We start from the raw sequence: 23,469 nt of genomic DNA, 5'->3' as shown, positions 1-23,469 counted from the left end.
GGCGCCTCAGCGCTGCATCAGCGCGTCGAGACCGACCGCGACGGCCGCGGCGACCCGGAAGTCGACCTCGGGGTTCGGCACGTGCACGGTGTAGCGGTCGCGGATGGAGCCCTGCCGCTCGACGCTCATCAGCGGCTGGCCGGCGGGGTCGACGAAGTCGAAGTGGATCGGCAGGAACGGGATGTCGGCGAAGCGGCGGATCAGCGCGATCGCCTGGCTGCGCTCCTGGCCGGTGCCGGCGTAGCCGGGCCCCTCGAGGGTGAACGTCGAGCGCAGCAGGCTGGCGCCGAACTCCTTCTTGAAGAAGCCGATCGCGTTGCCGGCCTCGTCGCGGACGTCGTAGCCGGCGTTGAGGTCGATCTTCTTGCGGGCCTGGAAGCTGAACACCGGCCGGCTCTTCGACTCGTCCGAGTAGAAGGTCACCTGCTCCTTGAACGCCATCCGCTTCTGCTGGGCCAGCCCCATCAGCTGACCCTCCGAGCCGTCGGGGTTCGCCGCGACGAGACGATAGACGTTGGTCGTCATCGCGAACTTCTGGTGGACGTAGAAGAGGGGCACGTGCATCTGAGCGGGCATGGCGCGCAGCCTAGCCAGACGTGCGGCTACCTGCTCGGCGGGACACAGAGCCGCGCGGTCTTGGCCGACAGCGAGGTCCAGAACACCCGGTCGGTCGTGCCCGGGTCGCCGAAGATCCGGGCGCACGTGTCCTGGGTGAGCTGTCGGCGCACGCTGCCGTCGTCGAAGCCGTTGCCCGCGCAGCCGTCGAAGTAGAAGTGGATGTCGCCCAGCCCTGTGTCCAGTCCGGCGTCCTCCGCGCTGCCGAACGGTCGCAGCACCACCGCGGTGTCGCCGCCGTCCTCGACTCCCCAGGCGCAGGTCCCGGGCGAGTCCGGCCCGACACCGGTCGGGCTGTCCTGGATCGCCCGCACGAGGCCGGCCGCCTCCTCCCCGGACACCACCTGGGCGCCCATCAGACCGGGACCGTCGGCGCCGCGGAGGTACTGGCACAGCGCGACCCGGTCCACCTGCTCGGGGCGCAGGTCCGCGATGCCGTCGGACTCCGGGCTGACCTGCCCGCTCGCCTGCACGGGCGAGCGCGTGTCGCAGCCCTCCGCGCTGCGCTCCGTGCGCGTCAGGCTGGCCATCACCTGCTCCGCCACCGGCTCGGTGGCCGCGTCGGTCAGCAGTGCCACCTGCACGGTCCCGAGGGTGCGCACCCGCAGCGTCCAGCCCTCGTACGTCGTGACCCCGTCCTGGAGCGCCTCGGTCCCGGTGCGGGCGAGGTCGGCGAAGCGCAGGTGCGGGCGCCACCCGGCCTCCGGGTCCGGCCCGAACCCCTCCGGCGCGGGCGGCGCGCTGGACCCGCAGAGGATGAGGGCCGACGCCAGCAGGGTGCTGTCGACGGCGACGTAGGCCCCGTTCCCGGTGGGCCCACCGCTCTCCGCGCACCAGGACTCGTCGGGCGCGACACCGTCGCCCCACTCGCCGGGCACCGCCACCGAGACGTCGCGGAAGGTCACGCTCCGCCAGCCGTCCGGGACAGGGCCCGGCGACGGCACCACGGCCGGGTCGGTGCCGACGGTGGCTGGGCCCTCACGGGCTGGGTCCTCGGCATTGCTCTGGCCTGGTCGCACCGTCGCCGGTCCGACGTCGCCGGGTCCGCCGCGAAGGGCAACGACCGCGGTCGAGGCGATCAGCAGCACCGCGGCCGCAGCGATCATCGCCGGCACCCAGCGGCGCCGCGGTGCGCGGCGTACCTGAAGCGGGGCCGGAGGCACGGTCGCGGCCGCACGAGTGAACGCCTCGCGGAAGGCCTGCTCAGCACGACGGTCCTGCTCGCTGGAGTCACTCATGGTCGACCCCTTCCTCGAGGCGCAGACGGAGCGCGGCGACCGCGCGGTGGACGTGGGAGCGGGCGGTGCTCTCGGGGCAGCCGAGCACCTCGGCGACCTGGCGGAACGAGAGGTCCTCGTAGAAACGCAGCACCACCGCGGCCCGCTGCTGGGGCGGCAGGGCGGCGCAGAGGCGCCAGGCGTGGTCGGCGTCGGTGACCCCCTCGGCGTGGTCGCGCTGGTGCTGGCCGGCTCGCAGCACGTGCTCCGTCTCCCCCACGGACACCAGGCGCCGGTCCTTGCGCCACCGGCTCACCGAGGCGTTGACGATGCTGCGACGCAGGTAGGCCTCGGCCGTGTCGCTCTGCGCGAGCCGCGACCACTTCGGCCAGGCGTTGGCCAACACCTCCTGCACGAGGTCCGCGGCGTCGTGTGCGGACCCGGTCAGCAGGAAGGCGAAGCGCTGCAGCGCCGGGCCGCGTGCGCTCACGAACGCCGCGAACCCGTCCGGGCCGGGGGCCACGTCGGCACGGTCCCGCTGCTCCACCGTCATGCCCCCTCTACGCGCCGCGAGGCCGCAGTGTTGCAGCCGCCTCAGCGGTCTGGACCGCCCCGGGACGACACGACGCCCCGCAGCCGTGACGGCTGCGGGGCGTGCGTGGGCTCGGGCCGACCGGCCTCGGCGTCAGGACCGGTCGGCGAGCACCTCGTCGAGGTCGAGCTTGGTGAAGACCGGCGTCGGCTTGGCGACCTTCGCGCCCACGGCGACCGGGTGGGACTCCCAGGTCGGCGTGGCCGAGTAGTCGCCGGTGATGACCGGGTAGGTCTCGTCGTTCGGGCCCACGCCGGGGTCGAGGTCGCTGACCTCGTCGACGCGCGGCATCGGCATCAGCTCCCCCTCGCCGCCGAAGACCGCGTGCACCCGGTTGGCGGCGTGCGGGAGGAACGGCGCGAGGATCGTGTTGCAGTCGAGCACGCACTGGGCCGCGACGTGCAGGACCGTGGCGAGGCGCTCGGCCTGGCTCGGGTCCTTCATCTTGTAGGGCTCGGTGACGGTGAGGTACTTGTTCACCTCGCCGACCACCCGCATCGCCTCGGCGATGCCCGCGCGCAGCTTGTGGTGGCGCAGCAGCTCGCCGACGGTGTCGAAGCCGGTGCGCACCGCCGCGAGGACCTCCTCGTCGACCGGCTCCAACGGGCCCGCGGCCGGGATCTCGCCGAAGTTCTTGGCGATCATCGCCGCGGTGCGGTTGACAAGGTTGCCCCAGCCGGCCACCAGCTCGGAGTTGTTGCGGGTGACGAAGTCGTTCCAGGTGAACGCCGCGTCGGAGGTCTCCGGGCCCGCGGCGCAGATGAAGTAGCGCAGCGCGTCGGGGCCGAACTCGGCGAGGAAGTCACGGACGTAGAGCACGTGGCCGCGGCTGGAGGAGAACTGCTGGTCGCCCATCGTGAGGTACTCCGAGGAGACGACCTCGGTGGGCAGGTTGAGCACGCCGTACTCGCCGGGCTCGCCGCCGCGCTCGCCCTGGCCGGCGTAGGCCAGCAGCTCGGCGGGCCAGATCTGGGAGTGGAAGGTGATGTTGTCCTTGCCCATGAAGTAGTACGACAGGGCCTCGGGGTCGTTCCACCAGCGACGCCAGGCGTCGGGGTCGCCGCTGCGCCGCGCCCACTCGATCGAGGCGGACAGGTAGCCGATCACCGCGTCGAACCAGACGTAGAGCCGCTTGGTCGGCTGCTCGCGCCAGCCCTCCAGCGGGATCGGGATGCCCCAGTCGATGTCGCGCGTCATGGCGCGCGGACGGATCTCCTTGAGGATGTTGACGGAGAAGCGGATGACGTTGGGCCGCCAGGTGCCGGACGCCTCGCGCCCGGCCAGCCACTCCCCGAGCGCGTCGGCGAGCGCCGGCAGGTCGAGGAAGAAGTGCTGGGTCTCGACGAACTCCGGCGTCTCGCCGTTGATCTTCGAGCGCGGGTCGATCAGGTCGGTCGGGTCGAGCTGGTTGCCGCAGTTGTCGCACTGGTCGCCGCGGGCCTCGGGGTACTTGCAGATCGGGCAGGTGCCCTCGATGTAGCGGTCCGGCAGCGTGCGCCCGGTCGAGGGGCTGATCGCCGACTGGGTGGTCTGCTCGACCATGTAGCCGTTGCGGTAGACGGTCGTGAACATCTCCTGCACCACGGCGTAGTGGTTGCCGGTGGTGGTGCGGGTGAACAGGTCGTAGGACAGCCCCAGGCCGACCAGGTCCTCGACGATGACCCGGTTGTTCTCGTTGGTCAGCTGGACCGGAGTGACCCCGGCCTTGTCGGCGGCGACCAGGATCGGGGTGCCGTGCTCGTCGGTGCCGGAGACCATCAGCACGTCGTGGCCCGCCATGCGCATGTAGCGGCTGAAGACGTCGGAGGGCACGCCGAAACCGGCGACGTGACCGATGTGGCGGGGCCCGTTGGCGTAGGGCCAGGCGACGGCAGACAGCACAGTGCTCATGGGCGAATCCTAGGAGGAGTGCGGCGAATCACTCGCGTCGGGAGCGCTACGGTCGGGCCCATGGTGACGCTGATCGCAGAGGATCTCCTCCTGCTGCTCCTCGACGACGAGACGGGGCGCGGGCCCACGGGCCTCGACCTGCGACCGCTGCTGGGCGGCGCCGTGCTGCTCGAGCTGGCGCTCGCCGGGGCCGTGGAGCCGGGACCGCGTTCGGCATGGGGCACCTCGCGCGTGCGGACGATCGTCGGCGGGGCCCCGGTCGAGGATCCGGTGCTGCGCGAGGCCCTGACCGAGATCGCGACGAAGGAGCGCTCCGCGCAGGACCTCGTCGGGCGCCTGGGCAAGGGCCTGCAGGAGCGGCTCTCGGTGCGGCTGGTCGAGCGCGGCATCCTCGAGCGCCGCGAGGGACGCGTGCTGGGGCTGTTCCCGACCACAACCTGGCCGGCGGCGGACTCCCGTCACGAGGCCGACGTACGTCGTGCGCTCGAGGCGGTCCTCGTCCAGGGCCGCGAGCCGGACCCCCGCACCGGCGCGATCGTCGCGCTGCTCTCTGCCGTCGACCGCGCCCACAAGGTCGTCGACCGTGCCGGGCTGCCGGCGAGCCAGGTCCGCAAGCGGGCCAAGCAGGTCGCCGAGGGCGCGTGGGCGGCCAAGGCGGTCCGCGACGCGATCACGGCCGCCACGACGGCGGTCACGATGACGGTCGTCACCGCGGGAGTCATCACCGGGAGCTGATGCTCGCCATTGGCGCCGACTCGGCGCGCCATTCGGGCCGGCTCGGCGCGCCATTCGCGCCGGCTCGGCGAAGGGTCAGAAGCGGTCGATGCGGTTCTGGGCGCGGCCGCGGAGGTTGCCGAGGCGGTTGTAGAGCAGCTGGCCCGGGCAGGCGGTGTCGTTGGTGTCGCGGTGGCCGTCGATGATCGGCAGACGCACCCGGGCGCGGGCGGGGTAGCGGTCGCTGCCCTCCGAGCGGCCCCAGACCCTGCCGGTCGCGCCGCTGCCGGCCTTGTCCAGCTTCCAGGCGCTCAGCGCGACCAGGGCGTTCATCGTGCGCCGTGTCGGGTGCGCGGTCTCGTGGTTGCCGATGACCGCGATGCCCACCGAGGTGTGGTTGAAGCCCAGCGTGTGCGCGCCCCGGACCCGGTTCGCCGGGCCGCCCGCGCGCCCCACCCAGATCCGCCCGAACCGGTCGACCAGGAAGTTGTAGCCGATGTCGGACCAGCCGAGGCTCTTGGTGTGGTACCGGTACATGCCGCGCAGCAGCCCGGGCACGTCGCGACGTGAGTAGTTGTTGGCGTTCACCGTGTGGTGGATGTGCACCTGCTTGAGCTGGCGGTTGTAGCTGGGCCGACCGTCGCGCCAGCGCTCGTTGGCACCCCAGTCCGAGCGGGTGCGCAGCGCGGGGCGCGGCGCCCGGGACGGCTTCGCGGCGCGCGCGAGCCCCGGCACGGCCGCGCGGGCCGGCGGCACCGAGGGTGTGGTCGCGGCGTCCGCGGCCCGCGACCCCGGGTCGATGAGCACCAGCGTCAGGGCGCGCGGGGTGCCGGAGGCGCCGGCCACCTCGACCTGCACCCCGTCGGAGTCGTCGACCCACAGCGGGTGGGTGCCGCGTGCGCTGCTGGTCTCCCCGCCACCGCCCTCGCCGGGTCCGTCCTCGAGCGTCTCGAGCGGGCGCCATCCGGTCCATGACCCGGCGCTGCGGCTGCGGACCCGCACCGCGGGCTCGACCTCACCGCGCCACGTCACCCCGACCATCGAGTACGCCGCGGTGTCGAGGTGCCGGGTGCGGGCGCCCCCGGCGACCGGCACGACCAGCCGCTCCCCGAGCGCGACCTCGGCGGTGCGGACGCCCGAGGCGTCGGGAGCACCCAGCGCGAGCCGCTCGGTGGCCGGGCTCGCCGCCGCCCCCGGCGGGGCGAGCAGCCCCGTCAGGGCGACGACGGCGACCAGCCACGCGCGCCCGCGCATGGCTGGTCCGGAGCTGTGTCCCGAGTGACGCATGGGTTCCATGATGCGTGAGGACGCCAGCGGGGTCGAGCCCGGCGACTGCGGCGACCGCCGCTCAGCTGAAGTCGAGCGGGGCGGTGCGCGAGCGCTTCAGCTCGAAGAAGTAGGGGTAGGACGCGAGCGCGACCGCGCCGTCCCACACCTTCCCGGCCTCCTCGCCGCGCGGGATCGAGGTCAGCACGGGGCCGAAGAACGCGGTGCCCTCGATGGCGATCGTGGGCGTGCCGACGTCGTCGCCGACCTGGTCCATGCCGAGGTGGTGGGAGCGGCGGATCTCCTCGTCGTAGGAGGAGTCGTCCATCGCGTCGGCCAGGTCGGTCGGGAGCCCGGCCTCCTCGAGCGCGGCCTGGATCGTCTCGCGGGTGAGCTCGGCGCCCTCGTTGTGGCGGCGGGTGCCCAGCGCGGTGTAGAGCGGCGCCAGGACCTCCTTGCCGTGCTTCTGCTCCGCGGCCATGCAGACGCGCACCGGCTGCCACGCGGTCTTGAGGAACTCGCGGTACTCCTCCGGGATGTCCTTGTCCTGGTTGAGGTAGGCCAGGCTCATGATGTGCCAGGTCACGGAGATGTCGCGGACCTTCTCGACCTCGAGGATCCAGCGGGAGGTCACCCAGGCGAACGGGCAGGCGGGGTCGAACCAGAAATCGGCGTTGGTCGTCATGACCCGATCCAACACGGTGCCGGGCGACCTGATTCCGCGGCACGCCCGCGGCGGACCGGCAGGTGTCAGCGCTTGGGGCGCTGGGGACGCTTCGGCACGAGCACCTTCACCGCTCCCTGGGCGCCCAGCACCGGGTCCACTCCCCCGTAGCGCACGACCACGCGACGCTGCCCGGCCTTGAGACCGGTCAGCACGACCCGTGCCGTGCCGCCGGTCAGCGCGACCTCCTGGGTGCGCCCCTGCACCGTCATCGTGACCGACCCGGCCGGGGTCGTCCCGGGCGCGAGCAGCTTGACCCGCACCACCGCACGCAGCGGCTTGCCGACGGCCTTGAGCCGCATCTCGGTCGGCGCGGTCACCCGCGGCCCGGTTGGCACGATCGCGGTCAGCGGGCTGTAGCGGGCCCGGGTGTGGTCGACCTGGACGCTGATCGCACGACCGAGGTCGGCGGCGACCACGTCGTACGTCGACCCGGTCGCGCCCGGGATCGGCGCGCCGTCGCGCAGCCAGGTGTAGGAGACCTGCGCGTCGGCGGGCACCACCGTGCCGGGCACCACCGTGAGGCGGCGGCCGACCTGCACGGTCTCGCCCACCTGGCCGGTGATGCGGTACGGCGAGGTCACCTCGATCGTGCCGGCCAGCACCGGCGCGGTCGGGGCGGAGAACTGCTGGGCGGCCAGGTAGCCGGCGGCACGCGCGGTGACCCGCGCGGTGATGCTGCGACCGACATGCGCGGGGGTCAGCTCGAGCTCGGGCCCGGTCTGGCGCGGGATCAGCTCGCCGTCGACCAGCCAGCGATAGACCAGGGACTCCGCGGCCGGCTGCCAGCCCGCACTGCCGGCGCGCAGCACCTCCCCGACGTACGGCTCGCCGGTGACGACGGGCGCCGTGGCGGGGGCCAGGGTGCCGGGCGCGACCGGCGCCGGTGCGGCGGCCACCACGGAGGCGGCGGTGTAGCCCGCCTTCTGCGCGGTGACCTGCAGGGCGAGGCGCGCGCCGCGCAGCGCGGGCGGCGGGGCGAAGGAGGCGGCGGTCGCGCCGCTCACCGCCTTGCCGTCCGCGAGCCACTGGTAGCGCAGGTTGGCGGCGGGCTGCCACCGCCCTGCGGTCGCGCTCACCGTGGAGCCCACGGCCGGCGGGTCGGTGATCTTGGGGGGCTCGACGTTGACGATCTCGCTGTCGATGAAGTGGATGAAGCCGCTCGGCCAGCCGGTGCCGGTCTTGGTGATGCGGCGCCAGTGGAAGTCACCGCCCCAGCTGTCCTCGGAGACCACGATCTCGGTGGGGCTCACGACCTGCTCGACGTAGGCGACGTGGCCGCTGGATCCCGCGCCGGGGACGTTCGCGCGCCACCAGGCCACCGCCCCGACCCGCGGCGTGGCGTCGGTGATCGAGGACATCGCGGCGCCCCAGTTGCTGGCGTTGCCGCTGCCCGACCAGGGGCGCACGTTGGGCATGCCGGCCTTCACCAGCCGGTAGGCCACGTAGTTGGTGCAGTTGTGCCCGGCGTACATCCGCCAGTACATCGTGTTGTTGTTGCCGGCGTACCCGTGGTGCTTGTAGCCCGCCTTCTGGCACGCGGCGTACCCGGTGCACAGGTAGGTCGAGGCCGCGCCGGCCGTGCTCGACGGGACCACGAGCAGGCCCGTGACGAGCAGGAGCCAGCACCCGGTCGAGGCGAGGAGACGCCGGGCGCGAGGCCGCTGTGACTGCTGATGCACAGGACGACTGTAGTGAAAGTTGTCAAGCGTGACACGCCGAGGGCCGAATTACTTGCGTGTAATTTTACCCGCGCGGTCGGGCGTGTCGGCACTGGCGCAGGAGCTCTGGCTACCGGCCGGTTCACCAGGTCGCGGGCTCGGTGGCAGGATCGACCTCATGCCTGGAACCAACCTCACCAGGGACGAGGCCGCCACCCGCGCCGCCCTCCTGGACATCGCGTCGTACACCGTCGACCTGGACCTCACCATGGGCACCGTCGACCGCTACGACGGCACCTTCGGCTCGACCACCACGATCCGGTTCACCTGCGCCGAGCCCGGTGCCGAGACCTTCGCCGACCTGGTCGACGCCACCGTCGAGTCGATCACCCTGAACGGGCGCGAGCTCGACCCGGCCACGGCGTACGCCGACAGCCGGATCGCGCTGAGCGACCTGGCCGCCGACAACGAGCTGGTCGTGCGCGCCCGCTGCACCTACTCCCACACCGGCGAGGGCCTGCACCGCTTCGTGGACCCCGTCGACGACCGGGTCTACCTCTACAGCCAGTTCGAGGTCCCCGACGCGCGCCGGGTCTTCACCACCTTCGAGCAGCCCGACCTCAAGTCGGTCTTCACCTTCAACGTCACCGCCCCCGCGCACTGGGTGGTCGTCTCCAACGCCCCCACCCCGGAGCCCGAGGCTCTCGGCGAGGACACCGCGGTGTGGCGCTTCCCCGAGACCAAGCCGATGTCGACCTACATCACCGCGATCGTGGCCGGTGAGTACCACGCGGAGTTCGACGTCTACGAGGGCCGCTTCGGCCAGATCCCGCTGGGCCACTACTGCCGCCAGTCGCTGGTCGAGCACATGGACACCGACGAGCTGGTCAAGATCACCAAGCAGAGCTTCGCGTTCTTCGAGGAGCAGTTCGACTACCCCTACCCCTTCGGCAAGTACGACCAGCTCTACGTGCCGGAGTACAACATGGGCGCGATGGAGAACGCCGGCTGCGTGACGCTGCGCGATGAGTACCTCCCCCGCAGCCGCCAGCCGCGCTCGTTCTATGAGTTCCGCTGCTCGGTGATCACCCACGAGATGGCGCACATGTGGTTCGGCGACCTGGTGACCATGAAGTGGTGGGACGACCTCTGGCTCAACGAGTCGTTCGCGGAGTGGGCCTGCTACTTCTGCGAGGCCGAGGCCACCGACTTCACCGACGCCTGGACCGGCTTCGCCAACGCGCGCAAGCAGACCGGCTACCGCGCCGACCAGCTGCCCAGCACCCACCCGATCGCGGCCGACAACGTCGACCTGCACGCGGTCGAGGTCAACTTCGACATGATCACCTACGCCAAGGGCGCCTCGGTGCTCAAGCAGCTGGTGGCCTGGGTCGGGCTGGAGCCGTTCCTGGCCGGGCTGCGCCAGTACTTCCGCGACCATGAGTTCGGCAACGCCACCTTCGACGACCTGCTGGCCGCCCTCGAGCGCTCCTCGGGCCGTGAGCTGTCCGGCTGGGCCCAGGAGTGGCTGCAGACCGCCGGCGTCAACACCCTCTCCCCGGTCTTCGAGGTCGCCGAGGACGGCACCTACACCTCGTTCTCGGTCGCACAGACCGCGCACCCCGACTGGCCGACCCTGCGCCGTCACCGCCTCGGCATCGGCCTGTACGACGACGTGGACGGCCGCCTGGTGCGCCGCGACTACCTCGAGATCGACGTCGAGGGCGCGACCACCGTGGTCGAGCAGCTCGCCGGCGTGCGCCAGCCCGACCTGCTGCTGCTCAACGACGAGGACCACGCCTACGCCAAGATCCGCCTCGACGAGCGCTCCCTGGCCACCGTCGTCGACGGCGGACTGTCCCGCCTCGACGACTCCCTGGCCCGCGCGCTGGTCTGGGGCTCGGCCTGGGACATGACCCGCGACGCCGAGATGGCGGCCACGGACTTCGTGCGCCTGGTGCTGGCCAACATCGCCACCGAGACGGACTCGTGGGGCGTCACCCGGATCCCGACGTACGCCGCGCTGGCGGTCAGCTCCTACAGCGCCCCGGAGCACCGCGACGCGCTGCGTGCGGAGTGGGAGTCGGGCCTGCGCGAGCTCGCCCGCACCGCCGAGCCGGGCAGCGACCACCAGCTCACCTTCGTGCGGGCCTGGGCGAACGCCGCGCACAGCGACGCCGCCCTCGACGAGCTGGTCGCCCTGCTCGACGGCAGCACCACGATCGAGGGGCTCGCGGTCGACCAGGACCTGCGCTGGTGGCTGATCACCGCGCTGACGGCCGCCGGCCGCTTCGGCGAGTCCGAGATCCAGGCCGAGCTGGGCCGCGACCACACCATCTCCGGCAAGGAGAAGGCCGCCGCCGCCCGGGTCGCCCAGCCCACCGCCGAGGCCAAGGCCGCCGGCTGGAGCGCCATCCTCGACCCCGCGACGCCCAACGAGACCTCGCGCGAGATGGTGCTGTCGATCTTCCGCCACGGCCAGGACGACGTCACCGCGCCGTACCTGGAGAAGTACCTCGAGGCCGCCGAGACCGTCATCGACACCCTCGGCTTCCACAAGGCCTCGGTGATGCTCGAGTACGGCTTCCCCAAGCCGCTCGCCTCCCCCGAGCTGCTCGCGCGGGTGGACGCGTGGGTGGAGAGCACCTCGGCCCCCGCCGGCGCCGTGCGCTACGCCCGGGAGGGTCGTGCCGACGCGGCCCGCGCCCTCGCGGCCCAGGAGCGGGACAGCCGCCGCTGACCCCGCGCACGGCCCGTTGAACGACGACAGGGCGGCGACCACCTCGGTGGTCGCCGCCCTGTGGCGTCAGTGGCCGGTCTGCGTCGTACGCCGCCGCCGCCGTCGCTGGAGGTTGCGCGCGTAACTGCGCAATTGCTGGGTTTGGCACCTCGAAACCGCCGCGGACGGTGCTTTTCCGCGCAATTGCGCGGAAAAACACCCACCCGAGCCACCCCGGGCTCAGAACGCCGGCGGGGGACGAGTCAGCGCGCGTGCAGCGTGCGCGGGGTGCGGGCGTGCTCGGCGAGGAGGCTGATCCCCGCCCGCAGGCCGTCGAGCAGCTCGCCTTCGGCGAACGCCCGCTGCATGGCCAGCGCCGCCAGCTCGACCTGGGCGTCGCTGAGGTTGCGGCGCACCCAGCCGCCGGTGACGACCTCCAGCGCACGGCGCTGGGGGTCGACCATGATCAGGATGCTGCGCGCGGGCGCGACCAGCGTGTTGTGCAGGCTCGTCGCGAACGCCCGGGGATCGCCCTCGGCGTTGCCGACGAAGACGGAGAACTCGACGCGCGAGTCGAGCTCCGCCTGGCGGATCGCCGCCTCGAGGGCGAGCAGCTCGCCCCGGGTGAAGACGGACTCACCAGCGGGCACTGGCTCCACCGGCTTCCGAGCCCTCGCCGTCGGGCGCGGCGAGCTCGGCGGTGCCCTGGCGCGGGCCACCGATCCACTGGTTCTCGATGTGCGGGGCGCCCGGGGTCAGCCGCTCGCCGCGGATGATCGCCGGCAGGTAGACCAGCAGCGTGATCACCAGCGCCATGCCGATCGGGATCAGCGCGAAGAGCAGCAGGGCGGTCCAGGTGTCGACGGCGTCGGGGTCGGACCAGCCCTCCGGCACGTCGGCGCTCGCCGGGCCGGCGATCGCGAGGAGCGCCGTGGAGGTCAACAGCACGATGGAGCTCCGGCGGACGAGGCTCGAACGACGGGAGGGCGTGGTCTGGGTGGTCACGGGTCGAGGATATCGGCTCGCTCTCCGCGACTCGCCATGCCCTCCGTCGGATCGCTCACACGGTCACGCTCCCTGACTGCCCGACCCGCGCGCGAGGACTCGAAATGCACGCCGAGGTCTGGAAACTTAGGCCCATGGCCCTCCTCCAGACGACCGATCCCTGTGCCGAGGACCAGACGGTGTGCAACGCCGTGCTGGACTGGACCGACAACGACACCGCGGCCAACATCTCCGACCTGATCATCGGCAAGCCCCTGGCGATCACCGCCCTGATCGTGCTGGCGGTGATCATCCGCTGGATGCTGCACAAGGTGGTCAACCGCCTCGTCGCGGGCGCCGAGGACGGCGTCATCCCGCACCAGGTCGGGCGGGCGCTGCGACGCGGGCCGGTCCCCCAGCCCAGCGCCAGCGACCTGATCGCCTCCACGCGGCGCGTGCAGCGCGCGAAGACCATCGGGGACCTGTTCAAGTCGATCATCACCGGCATCATCGTGGCCGTCTTCGGCACGATGATCCTCAGCGAGCTCGGCGTGAACATCGCCCCCATCATCGCCAGCGCGGGAATCCTCGGTCTCGCCCTCGGCTTCGGCGCCCAGTCGCTCGTCCGGGACTTCCTCTCCGGCGTCTTCATGATCGTCGAGGACCAGTACGGCGTGGGCGACGTCGTCGACGTCGGGGCGGCCAGCGGCACCGTCGAGGCGGTCAGCCTGCGCATCACCCGCCTGCGCGACCTCGACGGCACCGTCTGGTACGTCCCCAACGGCGAGATCATGCGCGTGGGCAACATGAGCCAGAACTGGTCGCGCGCCGTCGTCGACGTCAGCGTGGGGTACGGCGAGGACCTGGTGCGGGTCCAGGACGTGCTGCGCGAGATCGCCCACGACCTGTGGCAGGACGACGACTTCCGGATGGTGATCATCGAGGAGCCGGAGGTCACCGGCGTCGAGGCGCTGACCGCCGACGCGGTGACGCTGCGCGTGCTGATCAAGACCTCGCCGCTGGAGCAGTGGGCGGTCGCCCGCGCGATGCGTCAGCGGATCAAGTCCCGCTTCGACCACGAGGGCATCGAGATCCCCTTCGCCCAGCGAGTGGTCTGGCACCGCGAGGAGAAGACCGCCCGGGGCAGCGCGGACCTCGCCGACCCGCACGACGGTGGCGAGCACGGCGACGCCCACGACCACGAAGCCCACGACCACGGCGGCGTCGGCACCGGCGGGCAGCACCGTCGCTGAGCGACCCCGAGGACGCACGCAGGGCCCCGGACCGTGACGGTCCGGGGCCCTGCGTCTGTGCGGTGCGGGTGCTGCGGGAGCGCGCTCAGGCGAGCGAGGCGTCCAGGGTGATCGTGGTGCCGGCGAGCGCCTGGCTGACCGGGCAGCCCTCCTTGGCGGCCTGGGCGAGCTCGACGAACTTCGCCTCGTCGATGCCCTCGACCTGGCCGACGACGGTCAGCTTGATGCCGGTGATGCCGGTGCCGGGGGTGAGCTCGACCTCGGCGGTGGTCTTCAGCGAGGTGGCCGGGGTGTCGTTCTTGGCCAGGCCGTTGGAGAAGGCCATCGAGAAGCAGGAGGAGTGCGCGGCTGCGATGAGCTCCTCGGGGCTGGTCTTGCCGTTCGCGGCCTCGGCCCGCGAGGGCCAGGACACGTCGTAGGTGCCGATGCCGGAGGACTCCAGCGTGACCTTGCCGGAACCCTCGAAGAGGGTGCCTTCCCAGTTGGTCGTCGCCTGACGGGTGGTAGCCATGTGCGGATCACTCCTCGTGGATCGCGTACGGGTCTTGGGTTGGCGAGTCTTGCACGCCGATGGCGACCCGCCGACCCGGCGGCGGCAGAATGGACCGGGTGAGCACCTTCTACGACGACATCGGCGGCTACGACACGATCACCAAGATCGTGGCGAAGTTCTACGAGGGCGTTGCCGGGGACGAGGTGCTGCGGCCGATGTACCCCGAGGAGGACCTCGGGCCCGCCGAGGTCCGGTTCCGCGACTTCCTCGTGCAGTACTGGGGCGGGCCCTCGACCTACTCCGAGCGGCGCGGTCACCCGCGGCTGCGGATGCGCCACGCGCCGTTCCGCGTCGACCCCGTCTCCCGGGACCACTGGCTCCAGCACTTCCGCGCCGCGCTCGACGAGGCCGACCTGACGCCCGAGCAGGACGCGCAGTTCTGGGACTACGTCACCCACGCGGCGCAGTTCATGGTCAACACCGTCGAGTGAGCCGCCCCGGGACCGCGGAGGCCCGCGCGGCGCTCACCCGCCGACGCGGGTGCGCGCGGCGTACTTCTCGATGACGGCGCGGTACTCCTCCGGCGGTGCCGCGGAGCGCTGCTGGGCGACGTCGAAGAACACCATGACCACGCGTGCCCGGGCCAGCACCACGTCACCGTCACAGATCTCGGACTCGATGACCATCGACTTGTTGCCGAGGTGCGCGATCGTGGACCACACGTCGTAGGCCTCGGGACGGAACAGGATCGGCACCTTGTAGTCGACGTCGGTCTGGGCGACGACCACCGAGACCCCGGAGGTGTCGACGCCGGCGTCGCGCATCATCTGGTCGACCAGCCAGATGCGCGCCTCCTGGAGGTACTCGAAGTACAAGACGTTGTTGACGTGGCCGTAGACGTCGACGTCGGAGAACCGCACCCGCACCGGGTAGTGCCCGGACTCGGTGTGCGGCACCGGCGCGATCGGCGCCGAGGCGGGCAGCGGGTCCTCGCGGAACCGCTCGAGGACCGCCTTCTCCTCGGCGGTGAGCCGCCGGGGGCGCTCCTCCGCGAACACGTACGGCGACAGCACGGTGGTCGCGCGCAGGTAGACCGTGCGCGTGCCGTCCTCGCCGGGGTGGAACACCTCATAGGCCATCGTGAAGCTGGCCGCGCGGATCTCGGTCACCCAGCACTCGATGCTGACCGGCCGGAAGCCGAACATCAGCGGGGCCACATAGCTCACCTCGTGGCGCGCGACCACGATCCCCTCGACCAGGCCCGCGGTGCGCGAGCGCAGCTCGTGGGTGCGCAGCATGTCCACGCGCGCCTCTTGGAGGTAGTCGACGTAGGTGACGTTGTTGACGTGTCCGAGCAGGTCCAGGTCGGCCCAGCGCATCGGGCACTCGTAGAGATGGCGCACGCGGCGATGGTGCCAGAGCAGCGCCGACCCGCAGCAGCACGCCGTGCGGCGCCCTCGGGGGACGTGGGCCAGGTCACGCGCAGGGGTTCCTTCCCGCGCCGGCGTGCGTAGGGTGAACGGCGAGGCACCCCCGCCACCCTGACCGCAGGAGGACCCATGCCCGAGGCCGTGATCGTCTCCGCCACCCGCAGCCCGATCGGGCGGGCCAACAAGGGCTCGCTCAAGGACCTGCGCCCCGACGACCTGGCCGCCACGATCGTGCGTGCGGCGCTCGACCAGGTCCCGGCCCTCGACAAGGCCACCGTCGACGACGTCTACCTCGGCTGCGGGCTGCCGGGCGGCGAGATGGGCTTCAACATGGCCCGGGTGGTCAACGTCCTCAACGACATGGACGGTGTCCCCGGGGCGACGCTGACGCGCTACTGCGCCTCCTCGCTGCAGACCACGCGGATGGCCTTCCACGCGATCCGGGCGGGCGAGGGCGACGTCTTCGTCTCGGCGGGGGTCGAGACCGTGTCCCGCTTCCGCAACGGGACCTCCGATCACCTCCCGAACACCCAGAACCCGCTCTTCGTCGACGCCGAGGCGCGCACCCAGGAGTACGCCGCGGGCGGGCGCGACTGGCACGACCCGCGCGAGGACACCGAGCTGCCCGACATCTACATCGCGATGGGCCAGACCGCCGAGAACGTCGCCCGCATGCGCGGACTGTCGCGCCGCGAGCTCGACGAGTTCGGCGTCCGCTCGCAGAACCTCGCCGAGAAGGCGATCGCCGATGGTTTCTGGGAGCGCGAGATCACCCCCGTGACCACCCCCGACGGCACGGTCGTCACCACCGACGACGGCCCGCGCGCGGGTGTGACGTATGAGTCGATCGCCCAGCTGCAGCCGGTCTTCCGCCCCGACGGCGTGGTGACCGCGGGCAACTGCTGCGCCCTCAACGACGGGGCTGCGGCGGTGGTGGTCATGTCCGACACGCGCGCCGCCGAGCTCGGGCTCACCCCGCTCGCCCGCATCGTCGCCACCGGCGTCTCCGCCCTCTCCCCCGAGATCATGGGCCTCGGACCGGTCGAGGCGACCCAGAAGGCGCTCGCCAGCGCCGGCATGAGCATCGGCGACATCGACCTGGTGGAGATCAACGAGGCCTTCGCCGCCCAGGTGGTGCCGTCCTACCAGGACCTCGGCATCGACCTGGACCGCCTCAACGTCAACGGCGGCGCGATCGCCGTCGGCCACCCGTTCGGCATGTCCGGCGCCCGGCTGCAGGCCACGATGCTCAACAGCCTGGACTGGCACGACAAGACCACGGGTCTGATCACCATGTGCGTCGGCGGCGGCCAGGGCATGGCACTGATCCTCGAGCGGGTCTGAGCCCGCGGAGTCGCCTACCTCACCTGGGGGATCCCCCGAACCTGCTCGTGCACGCGCCGCAGGGCATAAACTGCCGCCCGTGGCTGACCGAGAGATGCGCTGGCTCGACGACTCCGAGCAGCGGTCGTGGCGGGCGCTGCTGATGGGTGTGACCCTGCTGCTGGACCGGCTCGACGACGACCTGCAGGAGAGCTTCGACCTCTCGATGGTCGAGTACGAGATCCTGGTGCGGCTCTCCGAGAGCGACGGCCGCATGCGGATGGCTCGCCTGGCCGACGGCCTCGCCCACAGCCGCAGCCGGGTCACCCACACGATCAAGCGGATGGAGAAGGCCCACCTGGTGCGCAGAGAGGCCTCGACCGAGGACGGCCGCGGCATCGTCGCCGTGATGACCCCCGCCGGTCGCGAGCTGCTGGTGCGCGCCGCGCCGGTGCACGTCCAGGGCGTGCGCGACCACCTCGTCGACCTGGTCAGCGCCGAGGACTTCGCCGCCGTCGGGCGGGTCATGAACACCGTGGCCGACCACCTCGTCGGCGCCCACCCGGAGCGGGAGATGCGCGAGATCTGAGCCGCCCAACTCCCCCGGGCGCGCTCCCCCGACAACGACGGACGGGCCCCCTCCACGTGGTGGAGGGGGCCCGTCCGGTGTCACGGGGAGCCGGGGCTCAGTCGCGGGTCAGGCGGCGGTGCGTGACCCGGTGCGGGCGGGCCGCGTCGGGGCCGAGCCGCTCGATCTTGTTCTGCTCGTAGGAGGCGAAGTTGCCCTCGAACCAGAACCACTTGCCGCCGTCCTCCTCGTCGCCCTCCCAGGCGAGGATGTGGGTGGCGACCCGGTCGAGGAACCACCGGTCGTGCGAGGTGACCACGGCGCAGCCCGGGAAGTCCAGCAGCGCGTCCTCGAGCGAGGACAGCGTCTCGACGTCGAGGTCGTTGGTCGGCTCGTCGAGGAGCAGCATGTTGCCGCCCATCTTCAGCGTCAGCGCCAGGTTGAGGCGGTTGCGCTCACCACCGGAGAGCACCCCTGCCTTCTTCTGCTGGTCCGGGCCCTTGAAGCCGAACGAGGCGACGTAGGCGCGGCTGTTCATCTCGAAGTTGGCGACCTTGATGAAGTCCAGGCCGTCGGAGACGACCTCCCAGACGTTCTTGTTCGGGTCGATGCCGCCGCGGCTCTGGTCGACGTAGGAGATCTTCACCGTCTGGCCGACCACGAGCTCACCGGAGTCGGGCTCGTCGTTGCCGGTGATCATCCGGAACAGCGTCGTCTTGCCGACACCGTTGGGGCCGACCACGCCGACGATGCCGGCGCGGGGCAGGGTGAAGGACACGTCGTTCCACAGCACCCGGTCGCCGAAGCCCTTGGTGAGGTGCCTGCCCTCGAGCACCACGTCACCCAGACGCGGACCGGCGGGGATGTTGATCTCGGCGGTGTCGATCTTGCGGGCCTTCTCGGCCTCCGCGGCGAGCTCCTCGTAGCGGGCCAGGCGCGAGCGGCTCTTGGTCTGGCGGGCCTTGGCGTTGGAGCGGACCCACTCCAGCTCCTTCTCCAGCATCTTGGCGCGCTTGGCGTCCTTCTGGCCCTCGATCTTGAGCCGGTCCTTCTTGGTCTCCAGGTAGGTGGAGTAGTTGCCCTCGTAGCCGTGGATCGAGCCGCGGTCGACCTCGGCGATCCACTCGGCGACGTTGTCGAGGAAGTACCGGTCGTGGGTGATGGCCAGGACGGCGCCCGGGTAGCTCTTCAGGTGTCCCTCGAGCCACTGCACCGACTCGGCGTCGAGGTGGTTGGTGGGCTCGTCGAGGAGCAGCAGGTCGGGCTGCTGGAGCAGCAGCTTGCACAGCGCCACGCGGCGGCGCTCACCACCGGAGAGGTTGTCCACGAGGGTGTCCGGCGGCGGGCAGCGCAGCGCGTCCATCGCCTGGTCCAGGCGGCTGTCGAGGTCCCACGCGCTGGCGTGGTCGAGGTCGGTCTGCAGGTCGCCCATCTCGGCGAGCAGCGTGTCGAAGTCGGCGTCGGGGTTCGCCATCTCCTCCGAGATCGCGTTGTAGCGGTCGAGCTTCGCCTTGATCTCGCCGACCGCCTCCTCGACGTTCTCGAGCACGGTCTTGCCCTCGGTCAGCGGCGGCTCCTGCTGGAGCATGCCGACGCTGGCGTCGGGGTCCTTGATCGCGTCGCCGTTGTTGGGCTGGTCGAGGCCGGCCATGATCTTCAGCAGCGACGACTTGCCCGCGCCGTTGGGGCCGACGACACCGATCTTGGCGCCGTGGAGGAACGAGAGGGTGACGTTGTCGAGGACGACCTTGTCGCCGTGTGCCTTGCGGACGTTGCGCAGGGTGAAGACATATTCGGCCATGGTCCCCGAGCCTAGAGGCTCCGGGCGCCGATCGCATGACCGGGGTGGCCCCGTTCGGGCCACGATCCGGGCCGGGCGGACGCCCGGCCGGGGCGGCTTCGCGCCGGCCCGGTCCGGGCTCGCGCCTAGGCCGCCGGTGAGCGGTCCCGGGCGGGCGTCTCCTCACCGGCGCGGTCGTCCGCCGCGAGCTCCGCGGGCTCCAGAGCCGCGGTGTCGGCGGCCCTCGGGGTGCGCGCGAAGCGGGTGGTGCCGCGGCCCAGGTCGTGGCCCACCGCCGTCGCCTCGACCTCGAGGCTCGTGACCTCCTCGCCCGCCTGGTTGGTCCAGGTGCGGATCTCGAGGCGCCCGTGAACGACCACGGGGTCGCCGCGCCGCAGCGAGCGGGCGCAGTTGTCACCGAGCGCACGCCAGGCGTTGACGGAGTACCACTGGGTGTCGCCGTCGACCCAGGAGTCGGTGCGGCGGTGGTAGCGGCGCGGCGTGCAGGCCACCCGGAACGTGGCGACCTGGGCCTCGCCCGCGGCGCGGACGGTCACGTCCCCGCCCAACCGGCCGCGCAGGGTGATGACGGTGTCGTGCATGGGGTGCTCCTTGCCTCGGTGGATGGCTTCCACCACCGAGGCTCGGGCGCGGCACCGACGGCCGGGCGGACCGGCCGCAGGGCCTGGGGACACGGCGACGCCGCGGGGTGCCTGTGGAGAGCTGTGGGGCCGCAGCACGCCGCCGCCCTGCGCGCCGGAGCCGGTCGACTCAGGCGCGCCCGAGCGCGGCGAGGATCCCGCGGTGAACCTTCGTGCACGCCTGCTGCTCGGTCTCGATGGGACCGACCACCAGCTCGCGCGCGACGCCCGAGACGGCTCCACGCAGCCGCTCCTCCGCCTCGGCGGCGCGCTTGCGCGCGGCGCCCGCGACCAGGCCGCGGCAGGACAGGGCGAGCACGACGCCGAGCACCAGGCCGACCACGAGCACGACGAGCGGGACCGGGACATTGAGGAGCTCCGGCGCATCGCCGACCGCTCCCGTCGCGGCGAGGACCGCCCACACCCCGCCGCCGACGGCAGCGAGGAGCAGCAGCCACTGCAGGACGCGCACGGCGCTGACCCAGCCGGGCAGCCGGTCGGCGCCCAGGTCAGTGCTGGCCAGGGCGGTGTCGAGACGATCGGCGAGCACCGGGATGTTGGCGACCGGCTCACGGCGTACGGCGCCGGCCCAGGCGTGCGACATGCCCTCGGACGCGACGTCGACGAGGGCACGGACCTCGGTGTCGACGCGGGTGCGCTGCACCGGCGCCGTGGTCGGCTGCCCGGGCTGCTCGCCGCGAAGCGCGGGACCGGCCTCGCCCAGGTCGAGACCGAGCTTGGTGAGCGGGTCGGGGCGCAGGGCGCTCACCCAGGACACGACCGGCCAGCCGGTCGCCCGGGCGGCGCGCAGACGCGTGGAGCGTTCGACGGCGTCGACGACGGTGGGGACGCCGGCCGCCTCGACCAGCGCGTCCTCGAAGGCCTCGACCCGCGACGGCGGGAGGGCGGCGGGCTCGGCGTCGCCGCTCACGGCCTCGAGCCGCTGGGCCATCGCCGCGACGTCGGCCTCGATGCGGGAGCGGGTGGCCTGCTTGCCCTCGACGCGGCGGCGGATCTCCGCGCGCAGCTCGTCGATGCCGATGCCCTGGCGCGCGCTGACCGGCACGATCGGGACCCGCTGGAGCCCGTCGTCGTCGAGCAGACGGCGCACGTCGGCGACGAGCGACTCACGCCGCTCCTCGGGCACCACGTCGATGTGGTTGAGCACCACGAGCATGACCTCGTCGTGGGTGCGCAGCGGCTCGAGGTAGCGGTCGTGGATCGCGGCGTCGGCGTACTTCTGCGGGTCCAGGACCCACACCAGCAGGTCGGCGTGGGAGACGAGACGGTCGACCTCGAGGTGGTGGCTGACCTCGGTGGAGTCGTGGTCGGGCAGGTCGAGCAGGACGACGCCGTCGAGGCTGTGGTCCTCGCGCCTCGTGTCGAGCATCGAGTCGCGGGTGGTCTGGTGGCGCTCGGGGATGCCCAGCCAGGACAGCAGCTCCGAGGCGCCCTCGCTGCCCCACACGCAGGCGGTGGCCCAGGACGTGGTGGGACGACGCACGCCGACCGCGGAGAGCTCCAGCCCGGTCAGCGCGTTGAACGTCGAGGACTTGCCGGAGCCGGTCGCGCCCGCGATGGCCACGACCGTGTGGTCGGCCGACAGTCGGGTGCGCTCGGCGGCGTGGGCGACCACGGCGTGCGCGTCGGCGACCAGTGTCGGGTCGAGCCGTCCCTCGGCCGCGGTGGCAGCGGCCTCGAGGCCGGCGATCCTGGCGGCGGTGCCGGACCCGATCGAAGGTGCCGACGCGACCCGCTCCTCAGCCCGGTCCTGGGGCTCGTCCAACGACGACGTCATCTTCTCCAACTCTGTCTTGCTGCACGGGCGCGAGCCCAGGGGTGGAAGGACCGGCGTACGCGCGGTCCCAAGATCAAGCCTAGGGGTTCACCCGGCTCGCCAACGGGTCAGTCCCCGACCTCACCGGCCCGCGGGGCGGGGCCGAAGCGGACGTCGTCGACGCGGCGCGTGGCGTGGCGCAGCTGCTCGGCCGCGTCGGTCGTCACGCCGAGGGAGTCGAGGTGCTGCTGCCAGCGCAGCCCCTCGGCGTCCAGCAGCGCACGCAGCCGCGGGGTCAGCCCCTCGCGGGAGCGCCGCTCGAGCGTCGCGACGGTCGGGGCGCCGAACACCGCCTCGAGCAGGCGCCGACCCAGCCCGGCGGACGGCGTCGAGCCGTCGTCGAGGGTGAGCACCATCAGCGCCACGGAGAGGCCCGGTACGCCGTAGACCAGGAACCGCGCCGAGGTGCGCTTGTCGGCGCCCTCGGCGCGGACCAGCTCGGTGACCTCGCCCTGCCAGTCGCGCACGGCGCGCTCGCAGGCGCGACGCAGCTCGGCGGAGGGCCGGGTCAGGGCGGCGCCCTCCTCGGTGGCAAGCAGGCCCGTGCCGGCGGGGTGCGCCGACCACGCCTGGGCCGCTCGGCCGGCGGCGAGCTCGGCATGGGCGAGCACGAGGCTCTCCAGCGCGGACTCGACGGCCTCGCTGACCTGCTCGGCCTGCTGAGGCTTGCCCTTCACCGTGCTGACCAGCCGCTCGCGCAGCCAACCGACCTTGTCCTCGAGGGTGCGCAGCAGCTCTCCGGTGCCGACGAACTCCTCCCAGCGCGCCAGCAGGTCGCCGCGCAGCAGCGTGCCGTCACCGGCGGCGGCGAGGAGCTCCCCCGCCGCCTGGTCGTACGCCGTGCTGGCGGCCTCGCGCAGCTGTGCGACGGCCGTCGCCTGCTGGGCGACCGCGTCGGCGACGGGGTGGAGCTGGCGGGTGAGCGCGCGGACGGTGCCCTCCATCGTCTGGCGCACCACGCCGCCCCGGGCGTCGACGTCGCGTGCCAGGGAGTCCAGCCAGCCGCGGATGTCGGCGACGGCGGCGGCCGGCAGCAGCCCGTCCTCGTCGACCTCGCGCTCGTGGACGACGAACAGCGGGGAGTCCTTGAGCCCGCGCGAGGCGAGCATCCGCGCCAGGTGGGTCGAGACGGTCGGCACCGCGTCGGGCGCCGTGCGGTCGAGCACGATGGCCACCGCGATCGAGCGCGCGGCCGCCTGCTTGAGGTGCTCCCACGGGACCTGGTCGGCGTACCGCGCAGCGGAGGTGACGAAGAGCCACATGTCGGCCGCGGCCAGCAGCTGGGTCGCCAGCTCGCGGTTGGACTTCTCGATCGAGTCGACGTCGGGCGCATCGATGATCGCGATGCCCGGAGGCACGCTCGCATCGGCGACGAGCTGCAGCGCGCCGTGGTCCTTGGTGGGGGCCTCGACCCGGCGCAGGTCGGGCAGCAGCCGGTCCTGGCCGAACCACTCGGCGTCGTCGGGGTGGTGGACCAGCACCGCGGACCGGGTGGTCGGACGCAGCACGCCGGGCTCGCTGACGCGCCGCCCGACCAGCGAGTTGACCAGCGTCGACTTGCCCGCTCCGGTCGAGCCGCCCACGACGACGAGCATCGGCGCCTCGAGCGTGGTCATCCGCGGGATGACGTAGTCCTCGAGCTGGTCGACGAGCTCGCTGCGGACCGCACGGGGTCCCTCGACACCGGCGAGGTCGAGCGGCAGCACCGCCGCCTGGAGAGCGCCGCGCAGGCGCACGAGCGCGGTCACCATGCGAACGCCCT

General features: G+C 72.3%; 21 protein-coding genes. 6 read left to right on the top strand and 15 right to left on the bottom strand.

What is annotated here, in order from left to right; translation table 11 throughout:
• Window positions 1-6: 6 nt before the first annotated feature.
• From GFH29_RS06045 to metG, 4 genes are all read right to left on the bottom strand, one after another.
• A complete protein-coding gene (locus tag GFH29_RS06045; RefSeq protein WP_194289015.1) occupies window positions 7-576 on the bottom strand; it encodes a hypothetical protein in 570 nt (189 codons plus the stop codon).
• A gap of 26 nt (window positions 577-602) precedes the next feature.
• A complete protein-coding gene (locus GFH29_RS06040) occupies window positions 603-1,853 on the bottom strand; it encodes a hypothetical protein (RefSeq protein ID WP_153322504.1) in 1,251 nt (416 codons plus the stop codon).
• Window positions 1,846-2,379 carry a SigE family RNA polymerase sigma factor gene (locus tag GFH29_RS06035; protein ID WP_228387791.1) on the bottom strand — a complete coding sequence of 178 codons (534 nt, stop codon included), beginning with the start codon at window positions 2,377-2,379 and terminating at the stop codon, window positions 1,846-1,848. The genes GFH29_RS06040 and GFH29_RS06035 overlap by 8 nt, the downstream gene beginning before the upstream one ends.
• Window positions 2,380-2,517: 138 nt before the next feature.
• Window positions 2,518-4,314, bottom strand: a complete 1,797-nt coding sequence (gene metG / locus GFH29_RS06030; RefSeq protein ID WP_153322502.1) for a methionine--tRNA ligase — start codon at window positions 4,312-4,314, stop codon at window positions 2,518-2,520.
• A 60-nt stretch (window positions 4,315-4,374) separates the two neighbouring features.
• Between metG and GFH29_RS06025 the strand changes: the two genes are divergently transcribed.
• Complete coding sequence (locus tag GFH29_RS06025) at window positions 4,375-5,049, top strand: GOLPH3/VPS74 family protein (protein ID WP_153322501.1); 675 nt, start codon at window positions 4,375-4,377, stop codon at window positions 5,047-5,049.
• A gap of 75 nt (window positions 5,050-5,124) precedes the next feature.
• Here GFH29_RS06025 and GFH29_RS06020 read toward each other — a convergent pair whose 3' ends face one another.
• The 3 genes from GFH29_RS06020 to GFH29_RS06010 all read right to left on the bottom strand — a co-directional run bounded on the left by GFH29_RS06020 (window position 5,125) and on the right by GFH29_RS06010 (window position 8,700).
• A complete protein-coding gene (locus GFH29_RS06020) occupies window positions 5,125-6,315 on the bottom strand; it encodes an N-acetylmuramoyl-L-alanine amidase (protein ID WP_153322500.1) in 1,191 nt (396 codons plus the stop codon).
• 61 nt (window positions 6,316-6,376) lie between these two features.
• Window positions 6,377-6,979 (bottom strand): DsbA family protein, encoded by a 603-nt coding sequence (locus GFH29_RS06015; protein ID WP_153322499.1) that lies wholly within the window; start codon window positions 6,977-6,979, stop codon window positions 6,377-6,379.
• Window positions 6,980-7,044: 65 nt separating this feature from the next.
• Window positions 7,045-8,700: a CHAP domain-containing protein gene (locus GFH29_RS06010; RefSeq protein ID WP_153322498.1), complete on the bottom strand. Its 1,656-nt coding sequence runs from the start codon at window positions 8,698-8,700 to the stop codon at window positions 7,045-7,047.
• A 157-nt stretch (window positions 8,701-8,857) separates the two neighbouring features.
• Between GFH29_RS06010 and pepN the strand changes: the two genes are divergently transcribed.
• Entirely contained in the window at window positions 8,858-11,419 is a 2,562-nt protein-coding gene (gene pepN / locus GFH29_RS06005) for an aminopeptidase N (protein WP_153322497.1), read from the top strand.
• 242 nt (window positions 11,420-11,661) lie between these two features.
• Here the strand turns inward: pepN and GFH29_RS06000 are convergent, their stop codons facing one another.
• Complete coding sequence (locus GFH29_RS06000; RefSeq protein WP_228387790.1) at window positions 11,662-12,057, bottom strand: DUF5130 family protein; 396 nt, start codon at window positions 12,055-12,057, stop codon at window positions 11,662-11,664.
• Window positions 12,035-12,403: a hypothetical protein gene (locus GFH29_RS05995; RefSeq protein ID WP_153322496.1), complete on the bottom strand. Its 369-nt coding sequence runs from the start codon at window positions 12,401-12,403 to the stop codon at window positions 12,035-12,037. Before GFH29_RS05995 ends, GFH29_RS06000 begins: the two co-directional genes overlap by 23 nt.
• Window positions 12,404-12,537: 134 nt before the next feature.
• Here GFH29_RS05995 and GFH29_RS05990 point away from each other — a divergent pair, with 134 nt between their 5' ends.
• Complete coding sequence (locus tag GFH29_RS05990; RefSeq protein ID WP_153322495.1) at window positions 12,538-13,635, top strand: mechanosensitive ion channel family protein; 1,098 nt, start codon at window positions 12,538-12,540, stop codon at window positions 13,633-13,635.
• 85 nt (window positions 13,636-13,720) lie between these two features.
• Here the strand turns inward: GFH29_RS05990 and GFH29_RS05985 are convergent, their stop codons facing one another.
• Window positions 13,721-14,146 carry an OsmC family peroxiredoxin gene (locus GFH29_RS05985; protein ID WP_153322494.1) on the bottom strand — a complete coding sequence of 142 codons (426 nt, stop codon included), beginning with the start codon at window positions 14,144-14,146 and terminating at the stop codon, window positions 13,721-13,723.
• Window positions 14,147-14,235: 89 nt separating this feature from the next.
• Here GFH29_RS05985 and GFH29_RS05980 point away from each other — a divergent pair, with 89 nt between their 5' ends.
• A complete protein-coding gene (locus GFH29_RS05980) occupies window positions 14,236-14,619 on the top strand; it encodes a globin (RefSeq protein ID WP_153322493.1) in 384 nt (127 codons plus the stop codon).
• A 33-nt stretch (window positions 14,620-14,652) separates the two neighbouring features.
• Here the strand turns inward: GFH29_RS05980 and GFH29_RS05975 are convergent, their stop codons facing one another.
• Window positions 14,653-15,531, bottom strand: coding sequence for an acyl-CoA thioesterase (locus GFH29_RS05975; protein WP_194289579.1), 879 nt, complete (start codon window positions 15,529-15,531; stop codon window positions 14,653-14,655).
• Window positions 15,532-15,687: 156 nt separating this feature from the next.
• On the opposite strand from GFH29_RS05975, the gene GFH29_RS05970 reads away from it, so the two are divergent.
• Window positions 15,688-16,902: an acetyl-CoA C-acetyltransferase gene (locus GFH29_RS05970; protein ID WP_153322492.1), complete on the top strand. Its 1,215-nt coding sequence runs from the start codon at window positions 15,688-15,690 to the stop codon at window positions 16,900-16,902.
• Between the two features lie 79 nt (window positions 16,903-16,981).
• The gene (locus GFH29_RS05965) at window positions 16,982-17,470 is read left to right on the top strand and encodes a MarR family winged helix-turn-helix transcriptional regulator (RefSeq protein WP_323368681.1); all 489 of its coding nucleotides are present in this window, start codon (window positions 16,982-16,984) and stop codon (window positions 17,468-17,470) included.
• A gap of 97 nt (window positions 17,471-17,567) precedes the next feature.
• On the opposite strand, the gene ettA is transcribed toward GFH29_RS05965, so the two are convergent.
• From ettA to GFH29_RS05945, 4 genes are all read right to left on the bottom strand, one after another.
• Window positions 17,568-19,250: an energy-dependent translational throttle protein EttA gene (gene ettA / locus GFH29_RS05960; RefSeq protein WP_153322491.1), complete on the bottom strand. Its 1,683-nt coding sequence runs from the start codon at window positions 19,248-19,250 to the stop codon at window positions 17,568-17,570.
• 125 nt (window positions 19,251-19,375) lie between these two features.
• Window positions 19,376-19,831: a single-stranded DNA-binding protein gene (locus GFH29_RS05955; protein ID WP_153322490.1), complete on the bottom strand. Its 456-nt coding sequence runs from the start codon at window positions 19,829-19,831 to the stop codon at window positions 19,376-19,378.
• 169 nt (window positions 19,832-20,000) lie between these two features.
• Window positions 20,001-21,668: a YfjP family GTPase gene (locus GFH29_RS05950; RefSeq protein ID WP_153322489.1), complete on the bottom strand. Its 1,668-nt coding sequence runs from the start codon at window positions 21,666-21,668 to the stop codon at window positions 20,001-20,003.
• A gap of 107 nt (window positions 21,669-21,775) precedes the next feature.
• Window positions 21,776-23,458: a GTPase gene (locus GFH29_RS05945; protein WP_153322488.1), complete on the bottom strand. Its 1,683-nt coding sequence runs from the start codon at window positions 23,456-23,458 to the stop codon at window positions 21,776-21,778.
• Between the last annotated feature and the right edge of the window lie 11 nt (window positions 23,459-23,469).

Source organism: Nocardioides sp. dk884 (assembly GCF_009557055.1).
GTDB lineage: Bacteria > Actinomycetota > Actinomycetes > Propionibacteriales > Nocardioidaceae > Nocardioides.
The sequence above is the reverse complement of the archived record's forward strand: the minus strand, read 5'-3'. Positions and strand labels throughout refer to the sequence as shown.

Excerpts from the sequence above, each read along its gene's own strand:
- pepN (WP_153322497.1), top strand. The coding sequence starts at position 8,858 with ATGCCTGGAACCAACCTCACCAGGGACGAGGCCGCCACCCGCGCCGCC.
- GFH29_RS05990 (WP_153322495.1), top strand. The coding sequence starts at position 12,538 with ATGGCCCTCCTCCAGACGACCGATCCCTGTGCCGAGGACCAGACGGTG.
- GFH29_RS05985 (WP_153322494.1), bottom strand. The coding sequence starts at position 14,146 with ATGGCTACCACCCGTCAGGCGACGACCAACTGGGAAGGCACCCTCTTC.
- GFH29_RS05955 (WP_153322490.1), bottom strand. The coding sequence starts at position 19,831 with ATGCACGACACCGTCATCACCCTGCGCGGCCGGTTGGGCGGGGACGTG.
- GFH29_RS06015 (WP_153322499.1), bottom strand. The coding sequence starts at position 6,979 with ATGACGACCAACGCCGATTTCTGGTTCGACCCCGCCTGCCCGTTCGCC.
- GFH29_RS05945 (WP_153322488.1), bottom strand. The coding sequence starts at position 23,458 with ATGGTGACCGCGCTCGTGCGCCTGCGCGGCGCTCTCCAGGCGGCGGTG.
- ettA (WP_153322491.1), bottom strand. The coding sequence starts at position 19,250 with ATGGCCGAATATGTCTTCACCCTGCGCAACGTCCGCAAGGCACACGGC.
- metG (WP_153322502.1), bottom strand. The coding sequence starts at position 4,314 with ATGAGCACTGTGCTGTCTGCCGTCGCCTGGCCCTACGCCAACGGGCCC.
- GFH29_RS06025 (WP_153322501.1), top strand. The coding sequence starts at position 4,375 with ATGGTGACGCTGATCGCAGAGGATCTCCTCCTGCTGCTCCTCGACGAC.
- GFH29_RS05970 (WP_153322492.1), top strand. The coding sequence starts at position 15,688 with ATGCCCGAGGCCGTGATCGTCTCCGCCACCCGCAGCCCGATCGGGCGG.
- GFH29_RS06045 (WP_194289015.1), bottom strand. The coding sequence starts at position 576 with ATGCCCGCTCAGATGCACGTGCCCCTCTTCTACGTCCACCAGAAGTTC.
- GFH29_RS05950 (WP_153322489.1), bottom strand. The coding sequence starts at position 21,668 with ATGACGTCGTCGTTGGACGAGCCCCAGGACCGGGCTGAGGAGCGGGTC.
- GFH29_RS05980 (WP_153322493.1), top strand. The coding sequence starts at position 14,236 with ATGGACCGGGTGAGCACCTTCTACGACGACATCGGCGGCTACGACACG.
- GFH29_RS06020 (WP_153322500.1), bottom strand. The coding sequence starts at position 6,315 with ATGCGTCACTCGGGACACAGCTCCGGACCAGCCATGCGCGGGCGCGCG.
- GFH29_RS06040 (WP_153322504.1), bottom strand. The coding sequence starts at position 1,853 with ATGAGTGACTCCAGCGAGCAGGACCGTCGTGCTGAGCAGGCCTTCCGC.